At 38.7% G+C, this 9575-nt stretch carries 7 protein-coding genes, 9 tRNA genes and 1 rRNA gene; all 17 read left to right on the top strand.

What is annotated here, in order from left to right; translation table 11 throughout:
- Window positions 1-70 precede the first annotated feature (70 nt).
- The 17 genes from rrf (at window position 71) to glmS (ending at window position 9530) form a co-directional block, all read left to right on the top strand.
- Window positions 71-186 (top strand): 5S ribosomal RNA (gene rrf / locus K5S59_RS28660).
- Window positions 187-195: 9 nt separating this feature from the next.
- A tRNA-Asn gene (locus tag K5S59_RS28665) sits at window positions 196-270 on the top strand.
- A 4-nt stretch (window positions 271-274) separates the two neighbouring features.
- Window positions 275-347 (top strand) — tRNA-Thr (locus K5S59_RS28670).
- 21 nt (window positions 348-368) lie between these two features.
- Window positions 369-443, top strand: a tRNA-Glu gene (locus tag K5S59_RS28675).
- A gap of 5 nt (window positions 444-448) precedes the next feature.
- Window positions 449-524 (top strand) — tRNA-Val (locus K5S59_RS28680).
- Window positions 525-541: 17 nt separating this feature from the next.
- A tRNA-Tyr gene (locus tag K5S59_RS28685) sits at window positions 542-625 on the top strand.
- 65 nt (window positions 626-690) lie between these two features.
- A tRNA-Gln gene (locus tag K5S59_RS28690) sits at window positions 691-765 on the top strand.
- Between the two features lie 5 nt (window positions 766-770).
- Window positions 771-846, top strand: a tRNA-Lys gene (locus K5S59_RS28695).
- 5 nt (window positions 847-851) lie between these two features.
- Window positions 852-923, top strand: a tRNA-Gly gene (locus K5S59_RS28700).
- 11 nt (window positions 924-934) lie between these two features.
- Window positions 935-1007 (top strand) — tRNA-Ala (locus K5S59_RS28705).
- A gap of 115 nt (window positions 1008-1122) precedes the next feature.
- Entirely contained in the window at window positions 1123-2268 is a 1146-nt protein-coding gene (locus K5S59_RS28710; protein ID WP_000869575.1) for a glycerate kinase, read from the top strand.
- A gap of 209 nt (window positions 2269-2477) precedes the next feature.
- Window positions 2478-3371 carry an arginase gene (gene rocF, locus K5S59_RS28715; RefSeq protein ID WP_000711573.1) on the top strand — a complete coding sequence of 298 codons (894 nt, stop codon included), beginning with the start codon at window positions 2478-2480 and terminating at the stop codon, window positions 3369-3371.
- 249 nt (window positions 3372-3620) lie between these two features.
- Window positions 3621-4442, top strand: coding sequence for a diadenylate cyclase CdaA (cdaA, locus tag K5S59_RS28720; protein ID WP_001115702.1), 822 nt, complete (start codon window positions 3621-3623; stop codon window positions 4440-4442).
- On the top strand, window positions 4435-5904 hold the full coding sequence (locus tag K5S59_RS28725) for a CdaR family protein (RefSeq protein ID WP_000359563.1): 1470 nt from the start codon (window positions 4435-4437) through the stop codon (window positions 5902-5904). Before cdaA ends, K5S59_RS28725 begins: the two co-directional genes overlap by 8 nt.
- Window positions 5897-7243, top strand: a complete 1347-nt coding sequence (gene glmM / locus K5S59_RS28730) for a phosphoglucosamine mutase (protein ID WP_000521485.1) — start codon at window positions 5897-5899, stop codon at window positions 7241-7243. Before K5S59_RS28725 ends, glmM begins: the two co-directional genes overlap by 8 nt.
- 286 nt (window positions 7244-7529) lie before the next feature.
- Entirely contained in the window at window positions 7530-7715 is a 186-nt protein-coding gene (locus K5S59_RS28735; protein WP_001208183.1) for a hypothetical protein, read from the top strand.
- 12 nt (window positions 7716-7727) lie between these two features.
- Window positions 7728-9530 (top strand): glutamine--fructose-6-phosphate transaminase (isomerizing), encoded by a 1803-nt coding sequence (gene glmS / locus K5S59_RS28740; protein ID WP_000334151.1) that lies wholly within the window; start codon window positions 7728-7730, stop codon window positions 9528-9530.
- The last annotated feature ends 45 nt before the right edge of the window (window positions 9531-9575 follow it).

Here is a 9575-nt window from a genome sequence, read left to right on the forward strand (position 1 = left end):
TCTAGTTTTGAAGGAATATATATTAAATTTCCTTTTGACATTCTGAAAAGAATGTGTATAATGATAAAAGTCTGGTAATGATGGCAGAGAGGTCACACCCGTTCCCATACCGAACACGGAAGTTAAGCTCTCTAGCGCCGATGGTAGTTGGGACCTTGTCCCTGTGAGAGTAGGACGTTGCCAGGCTTGTATTATTCCGCAGTAGCTCAGCGGTAGAGCTATCGGCTGTTAACCGATCGGTCGTAGGTTCGATTCCTACCTGCGGAGCCATTATGCTTCCATAGCTCAGCTGGTAGAGTACTTCCATGGTAAGGAAGAGGTCACCGGTTCAAGCCCGGTTGGAAGCTTGGAAAAAGTTTTAAATTTTTGGCCCGTTGGTCAAGTGGTTAAGACACCGCCCTTTCACGGCGGTAACACGGGTTCGAATCCCGTACGGGTCACCACTTTTGGAGGATTAGCTCAGCTGGGAGAGCACCTGCCTTACAAGCAGGGGGTCGGCGGTTCGATCCCGTCATCCTCCACCATATATATTTTAAATGTCGGAGGGGTAGCGAAGTGGCTAAACGCGGCGGACTGTAAATCCGCTCCTTCGGGTTCGGCAGTTCGAATCTGCCCCCCTCCACCATTTTCTTTAAAATAACCTGAGAGGGTTTATTTTTTTGAAAAGATAACCATACTAGTAAATATTAATGGGCTATAGCCAAGCGGTAAGGCAACGGACTTTGACTCCGTCATGCGCTGGTTCGAATCCAGCTAGCCCAGCCATTTACGAGCCATTAGCTCAGTTGGTAGAGCATCTGACTTTTAATCAGAGGGTCGAAGGTTCGAATCCTTCATGGCTCACCATTTTCGCGGAAGTAGTTCAGTGGTAGAATACAACCTTGCCAAGGTTGGGGTCGCGGGTTCGAATCCCGTCTTCCGCTTTTATTACTAAGGGGCCTTAGCTCAGCTGGGAGAGCGCCTGCCTTGCACGCAGGAGGTCAGCGGTTCGATCCCGCTAGGCTCCATCTAATAGAAAAGCTTACATCATATGATGTAAGCTTTTTTTGTGTTTAAAAAGACAACTTTCATATTTATCATTTAAAATGGAGAAAACGCGAAAATAAAGGATGGGGGATAATTGTGAAAGTTGTTATTGCATCTGATTCATATAAAGAAAGCTTAAAAGCTATAGAAGTATGTGAGGCTATTGAAAGAGGTTTTAGAGCAATTTTCCCTAAAGCAGAGTATGTGAAAATACCAATTGGAGATGGAGGAGAAGGAACGGTTGATTCTCTTGTTGATGCTACAGGGGGAAGGATTATATCACTTCATGTGACAGGACCGCTCAGAGAACGTGTACAGGCCTTTTACGGTATGTCTAAAGATAAAAAGACAGCGTTTATTGAAATGGCAGCAGCATCAGGATTACAACATGTTCCGGTTAAAAAGCGAAATCCACTTATTACAACGACTAAAGGAACTGGAGAGCTTATACTACATGCGCTAGACGAAGGAGCTAAGCACATTATTTTAGGACTTGGCGGAAGTGCTACAAATGATGGTGGGGCAGGTATGTTGTCAGCTTTAGGAGTCAGGTTTATAGATGAAAAAGGGGAAGTAATAGAGCCATCTGGAGGAACTTTACATACGATTGTCGCTATTGATTTTTCACGCTTGGATTCACGCTTAACAAATATAAAGATAGAAGCAGCATGTGATGTAGATAATCCGTTAGTTGGAATAAGCGGAGCATCTTTCGTATTTGGGAGGCAAAAGGGTGCGAATGCAGAGATGATGAAAGAGCTGGATGAAAATTTAAAGCATTATGCGAATATCTTTAAACAATACTTATCTTGCGACGTATCTAAAATACCTGGCGCAGGAGCCGCAGGAGGAATGGGAGCAGCTGTTATTGCAGTGTTAAAGGGAAGCTTGCGGAGAGGAATTGAAATTGTATTAGACTATACAAACTTTGATAAGCATATAGAAGGTGCAGATTTAATTATAACTGGTGAAGGGAGAATAGATGAACAAACAGCATATGGAAAGGCCCCGGTAGGTGTTGCGGAGCGTGCAAAGTATTTTCTTATTCCTGTCATTGCTATTGGAGGATCTGTATCTCCGAATTATCCAGCTGTTCACGAAAAAGGAATCGATGCAGTATTTAGTATTACAGCGAGTCCGATGACATTAGAAGAGGCATATAAAGTAGCGGAAGAGAATATCGAAATGACAGCAAAGAATATTGCCGCAGTATGGAAAATAGCATCAGAAAAACACTTCTAAATGTAGGAGTGTTTTTTATTATTATCTAATAATAATGATGGTAGTTGTTTCATTAGGTTAACTTTATACATAGAATAGTCTTAACATTTGGATTTTAAAGCGAATATAAGTGAATAATTTGTATATCCATACAGAAAAATGTCGAGTTGAGTCAGACTATATAAAAGATTTAAAATATTTAGTGAAGGCACAAAAGGGGGATACTATCTATGAAAAAAGAAATTTCGGTTATTGGAGTTCCAATGGATTTAGGACAGATGCGTCGCGGAGTTGATATGGGGCCGAGCGCAATCCGTTATGCAGGCGTAATTGAAAGAATTGAAGAAATTGGATATGACGTTAAAGATATGGGAGATATATGTATAGAGAGAGAAAAAGAAGTAGATGTAAATACAAGCTTAAGAAACCTTACACAAGTTGCAACCGTTTGTAACGAATTAGCAAGTAAGGTGGATCATATTATAGAAGAAGGACGTTTTCCACTTGTATTAGGTGGTGATCATAGTATCGCTATTGGTACATTAGCTGGTGTTGCGAAACATTATAAAAATTTAGGTGTTATTTGGTATGATGCACATGGTGATTTAAATACAGAAGAAACTTCACCATCTGGAAATATTCATGGTATGTCACTTGCAGCAAGTTTAGGGTATGGACATCAAACGCTTGTAGATTTATATGGGGCATATCCAAAGGTGAAAAAAGAGAACGTTGTAATTATTGGTGCACGTGCATTAGATGAAGGAGAAAAAGACTTTATTCGCAATGAAGGTATTAAAGTATTCTCAATGCATGAGATCGATCGTATGGGTATGACGGCTGTTATGGAAGAAACAATCGCGTATTTATCTCATACTGATGGTGTACATTTATCATTAGATTTAGATGGCCTTGACCCACATGATGCACCAGGAGTTGGAACGCCTGTAATTGGTGGCCTATCTTATCGTGAAAGCCATTTAGCAATGGAAATGTTAGCGGAAGCTGATATTGTTACATCAGCTGAGTTTGTTGAAGTAAATACTATTTTAGATGAGCGAAATAGAACGGCAACAACAGCAGTTGCTTTAATGGGTTCTTTATTCGGTGAAAAACTAAAATAAATGTAAGAAAAGCAACTGAGAAGTTGCTTTTTTTATTTGAAAATAAGCGTATAATAATGATTTATATTATACTGTACGATAATAATGTTTGACATCTTACCAATTTAAACGAAAGGGGGGTTGTTTGTAATTGTTGTTTGTTTCATGTATGGTATAATTAACTAGTTGTTGGAAATACATACAGATAGAGCATAAAACAATATTTCAATATATGGATAGAATTGCTCGTAAGTAGGAGGAAGGGTTAGCATGCCTTTTGAAGATACGACCATTTTGAAATATCTTAGTACGGCACTAGATATTGCCGTTGTATGGTTTATTATATATAAGCTAATTCTCATAATCCGAGGGACGAAAGCTGTTCAACTTTTAAAAGGGATTACAGTTATTATTGTCGTTCGGATGATTAGTATTTTCCTTGGATTACGTACGCTATATTGGCTAACTGAGCAAGTATTAACGTGGGGATTTTTAGCCGTTATTATTATTTTTCAGCCAGAATTGCGAAGAGCACTTGAGCAGCTAGGGCGCGGGAGTTTATTTTCACGTACTGGAACTCATGAGGATGATGAGCCTGAAATCGTTGCAACAGCGATAGCAAAAGCAACGGAATATATGGGAAAACGTAGAATTGGTGCATTAATTACTTTGTCAAAAGAGACCGGTATGGGTGATTATGTGGAAACAGGTATTCCGCTAAATGCAAACGTATCATCGGAATTACTCATAAATATTTTCATTCCTAATACGCCACTTCATGATGGAGCAGTCATTATGCAAGGAGGTACCATTAAAGCAGCTGCTTGTTATCTGCCGTTATCGGAAAGTCCTTTTATTTCTAAGGAGTTAGGAACTAGGCATCGCGCTGCCATGGGCGTTAGTGAAGTTACTGATAGTATTACAGTAGTTGTGTCGGAAGAAACAGGTCAAATATCTTTAACGAAAAATGGTAAGTTGCATCGTGATTTGAAGACAGAGCAACTGAAAGATATGTTGTTAGCTGAATTTAGTGCGAGCGAAAAAACGACTTCTTCGTCTTTATGGAATTGGAGGAGAAAGCGTCATGGATAAGTTAATGGAGAATCATTGGTTCTTAAAGGGGATCTCATTACTATTGGCGTGTATGCTTTTTATGTCAGCGACTTTAACTGAAAAAAATACGACATCGGGGATAATACCTTTTGCAAATGATGCGAAAGAAACATTAACTAATTATCCTATTACCCTTAAGTATGATGAAGACAAATATATTGTAAGTGGTATTCCGTCAGAGGGCGTTAAAGTAAAGTTAGAGGGCCCAAAAGCAGCAGTTGCTACAGCAAAAGCGAAAAAACAATTTGATATACCGGTTGATTTGAGAGATAGCGAAAAAGGAACCTATGAAGTTTCTTTGAAAACGAACGGTCTTCCAGATGGTGTGAAAGGAACGGTTCAGCCATCAACAATTAAAATTACTCTTCATGAAAAAGCGAGAAAATATGTTCATGTAGACTTGAAATTATCAAATGAGGATCAGATGCCAGCGGGTTCTACTCTCGAAAAATCAAACATTAAACCTGATACTGTTGAGGTAGTTGGAACGAAGGAAGAAATTGAAAGTATTTCATCTGCAAAGGCGTATATTGATTTAAAAGGTGTTAATAAAACTGTTACAAAAACAGCCGAAGTTACATTATACAATAAAGAAGGAAAACGCTTAAATGTAAGAACGAGTCCATCTAAAATTAGTGTAACATTGAATGTGGCGACGCAAGCTACGGCCAATAATACGGAAAAAACGGTTCCTGTAACGTATACGAAAAAGGGGAGTTTACCAGAAGGATTGGCCGTTACAAATATTAACGTTGAGCCGAGAGAAGTAACGATAGCAGGTCCAAAAGATATATTGGATAATATACAATCGATAGAGGGGGTCGAAGTAGATCTTAGTCAATTGACAGAGTCTACAACATTCGATACCTCTGTTTTATTGCCAAAGGGTGTAACAAGTGCAAAACCGAATCAAGTGAAGGTTTCAGTGGGAGTGCAAAAAACAAAACAAACGAAAACAAGAACGATTGATGGTATATCAATTCAAAAAAATGGACTTTCTAAAGATGTTACGGCCCAGCTACTTTCGCCGCAAGATGGGAAGATAAGCGTTGATATTTCAGGAGAAACAAGTATAGTAGATAAAATAACAGCAGCTCAAATAACAGCAGCCATTAATCTGCAAAATGTATCTCTGGGGACGAAAGATGTTTCTATTCAAGTGAGCGGCCCTGGTAATATTTCAATAGAGCCAAAGCAAAAAAGTGCTAAAGTCACAATTGTGAAGAAAGAAAATCCAGATAAAGAAGTACAGGGTAACGGTGAAAAACCAGATTCAAATAATAACCAAGATAATCAAACTGAAAAACCAAAAAATCCTGAACCTGAACATAAGCCTGACACGGAACAGGAACAAAATAAAGATAAAGAAAAAGAAACTAGCCAAGAGCCAACAGTAGATAATCAAAAAGAGCCAGAAAAAGGAGCGAATCATAATGGGTAAATATTTTGGTACAGATGGAGTACGCGGGGTTGCGAACCAGGAGTTAACACCTGAATTAGCATTCAAAATTGGACGTTTTGGTGGTTATGTATTAACAAAAGATACAGATCGTCCAAAAGTAATTATCGGCCGTGATACACGTATATCAGGACATATGTTAGAAGGAGCTTTAGTAGCAGGTCTATTATCAACTGGAGCAGAAGTAATGCGCCTTGGTGTTATTTCTACACCAGGTGTTGCTTATTTAACAAAAGCGTTAGATGCACAAGCAGGTGTTATGATTTCTGCATCTCATAATCCAGTACAGGATAACGGAATCAAATTCTTCGGTTCAGATGGTTTTAAATTAACAGATGAGCAAGAAGCAGAAATTGAAGCTTTATTAGACAAAGAAGTTGATGAACTACCACGTCCAACAGGTACGAATCTTGGACAAGTGAGTGATTATTTTGAAGGCGGACAAAAATATTTACAATATATTAAACAAACTGTAGAGGAAGATTTCTCTGGTTTACATATCGCTTTAGATTGTGCGCATGGTGCTACGTCTTCTTTAGCTCCATACTTATTCGCGGATTTAGAGGCTGATATTTCAACAATGGGAACTTCACCAAACGGCATGAACATTAACGATGGCGTAGGTTCTACACATCCAGAAGTATTAGCTAAATTAGTAAAAGACAAAGGCGCTGATATCGGTCTTGCCTTTGATGGTGATGGTGACCGCTTAATCGCTGTAGATGAAAAAGGAAACATCGTTGATGGCGATCAAATTATGTTTATTTGTGCGAAGTACATGAAAGAAACTGGTCAATTAAAGCATAATACAGTCGTTTCAACTGTTATGAGTAACTTAGGTTTCTACAAAGCACTTGAAGCTAACAATATCACGAGTGATAAAACAGCAGTTGGTGACCGTTACGTAATGGAAGAGATGAAGCGTGGTGGTTACAACTTAGGTGGAGAACAATCGGGTCATATTATCTTACTTGATTACATTACAACTGGTGATGGAATGTTAAGTGCACTTCAACTGGTAAACATCATGAAAATGACGAAAAAACCATTATCTGAGCTTGCAGGTGAGATGACAAAATTCCCACAATTACTAGTAAACGTTCGTGTAACAGATAAAAAACTAGCATTAGAAAATGAAAAAATTAAAGAAATTATTCGTGTTGTAGAGGAAGAAATGAACGGTGATGGCCGCATTCTTGTTCGTCCATCTGGAACAGAGCCACTTATTCGTGTAATGGCAGAAGCACCAACACAAGAAGTTTGTGACGCATATGTACATCGTATTGTAGAAGTTGTGAAAGCTGAAGTTGGCGCTGAATAATTCAATAAACATATGAAAAGGGAGCACAAGTAGTGCTCCTTTTTCATATGTTTTATAGACGATGAAAAAAATTTCATTGACGGTTTATCCATGTTTGTTATAAGATGGTCTTGTTCTTTTTCTCAAAGGAAATATTGTAAATTATAGAAGCGCCAGAACTACAAGTAGTGTAGTTGACGAGGTGGAGTTTATCGAGATTTCGGCGGATGACTCCCGGTTGTTCATCACAACCGCAAGCTTTTACTTAAATCATTAAGGTGACTTAGTGGACAAAGGTGAAAGTGTGATGAGAGAAAAGGAACGGATACAAACTAGCTGTATAAGTATATACGGACTTAAACCCAATCGAGAGGAAGGTGAAAGCCGTTACAAGCTTACAGGGCTAGCAATATGTAATCCGTTTTTTAGTATAAATAAAAATGGTATCGGACTATGTCGTTACATGTTCGCAGAGCAATGTAAGCATTTGTAACGGCGACTAAACATGTGTGGAATCGTAGGATTTATTGGAGAGCAAGATGCAAAGGAAATTTTATTAAAAGGTTTAGAAAAGCTAGAATATCGTGGATATGACTCGGCAGGTATTGCAGTACAAGCAGAGAACGGTGTTGTTGTATACAAAGAAAAAGGCCGTATTGCAAAACTTCGCGAAATCGTAGATGAGAACGTAGCTGCAAGCGTGGGAATCGGTCACACACGCTGGGCTACACATGGTGTTCCAAGCAAAGTAAACGCGCATCCGCATCAAAGTACATCAAAACGTTTTACACTAGTTCATAACGGTGTAATTGAAAACTATGAATTAGTGAAAAAAGAATATTTACAAGATGTAACGTTCGTAAGTGAAACGGATACAGAAATTATCGTACAGCTTATGGAACAACAAGTGAGCACAGGATTAAGTGTAGAAGAAGCGTTCCGTAATACGCTATCTCTTTTACATGGCTCTTATGCAATCGGATTACTTGATGCTGAAAATCCAAACATGATTTATGTTGCTAAAAACAAAAGCCCGCTATTAGTAGGTGTTGGTGACAACTTTAATGTTGTGGCGAGCGACGCTATGGCGATGTTACAAGTTACAGATCAATTTATTGAGTTAATGGATAAAGAAATCGTAATCGTAACGAAAGAAAGTATTACAATTAAAAACTTACAAGGTGAAACGATTGAACGTGCACCGTTTACAGCGGAATTAGACGCAAGTGATATTGAAAAAGGAACATACCCTCATTTCATGCTTAAAGAAATCGATGAGCAACCACTTGTAATCCGTAATATAATTCAAAAGTACCAAGATGAAAATGGCGAGATTGAATTAGATCAAGACATCCGCAATGCGATTTTAGATAGCGATCGTGTTTACATCATTGCATGTGGAACGAGTTATCATGCAGGTCTTGTTGGAAAACAATTTATCGAGAAGTTTGCAAAAATGCCAGTTGAAGTGCATGTAGCAAGTGAGTTCTCTTATAACATGCCATTGTTAACAGAAAGACCATTCTTCATTTACATTTCACAAAGTGGTGAAACAGCTGATAGCCGTGCAGTACTTGTACAAACAAATGAAATGGGTCATAAAGCATTAACAATTACAAACGTACCTGGTTCTACGCTTTCTCGTGAAGCTGATTACACACTTCCGTTATACGCGGGACCAGAAATTGCAGTTGCATCAACAAAAGCTTACACAGCACAGCTTGCAGTACTTTCAATTTTAGCTGCAGACATTGCTAAAGCGAAAGGTGAAGTTCTTGATTTCGATTTAACACACGAATTAGGACTTGTAGCAAATGCAATGATAGAACTTTGTGATCAAAAAGAAGAAATGGACGCACTAGCAAAACAATTTTTAGCAACAACGCGTAACTGTTTCTTCATCGGACGTAGCGTAGACTTCTACGTAGGATTAGAAGGCGCGTTAAAGCTAAAAGAAATTTCTTACATCCAAGCAGAAGGATTTGCTGGCGGAGAATTAAAACACGGTACAATTGCCTTAATCGAAAACGGTACACCAGTTATCGCACTTGCTACACAAGAGCACGTAAACCTTGGAATTCGTGGTAACGTGAAAGAAGTAGTAGCACGCGGAGCTAACCCATGTATCATCTCAATGAAAGGCTTAGAAATGGAAGATGACAGCTTCGTATTACCAGCTGTACACGAAGCACTAGCACCGCTAGTAGCAGTTATTCCATTCCAACTTATTTCATACTACGCAGCACTTCACCGCGAGTGTGACGTTGATAAGCCACGTAACTTAGCTAAGTCTGTTACTGTTGAGTAGGAGATTGGTAGGTTAATAAATATATTGTTCCATTAAAAAAATGTT

Source organism: Bacillus sp. BML-BC051 (genome assembly GCF_019656175.1).
In the GTDB taxonomy this organism is placed as follows: domain Bacteria; phylum Bacillota; class Bacilli; order Bacillales; family Bacillaceae_G; genus Bacillus_A; species Bacillus_A mobilis.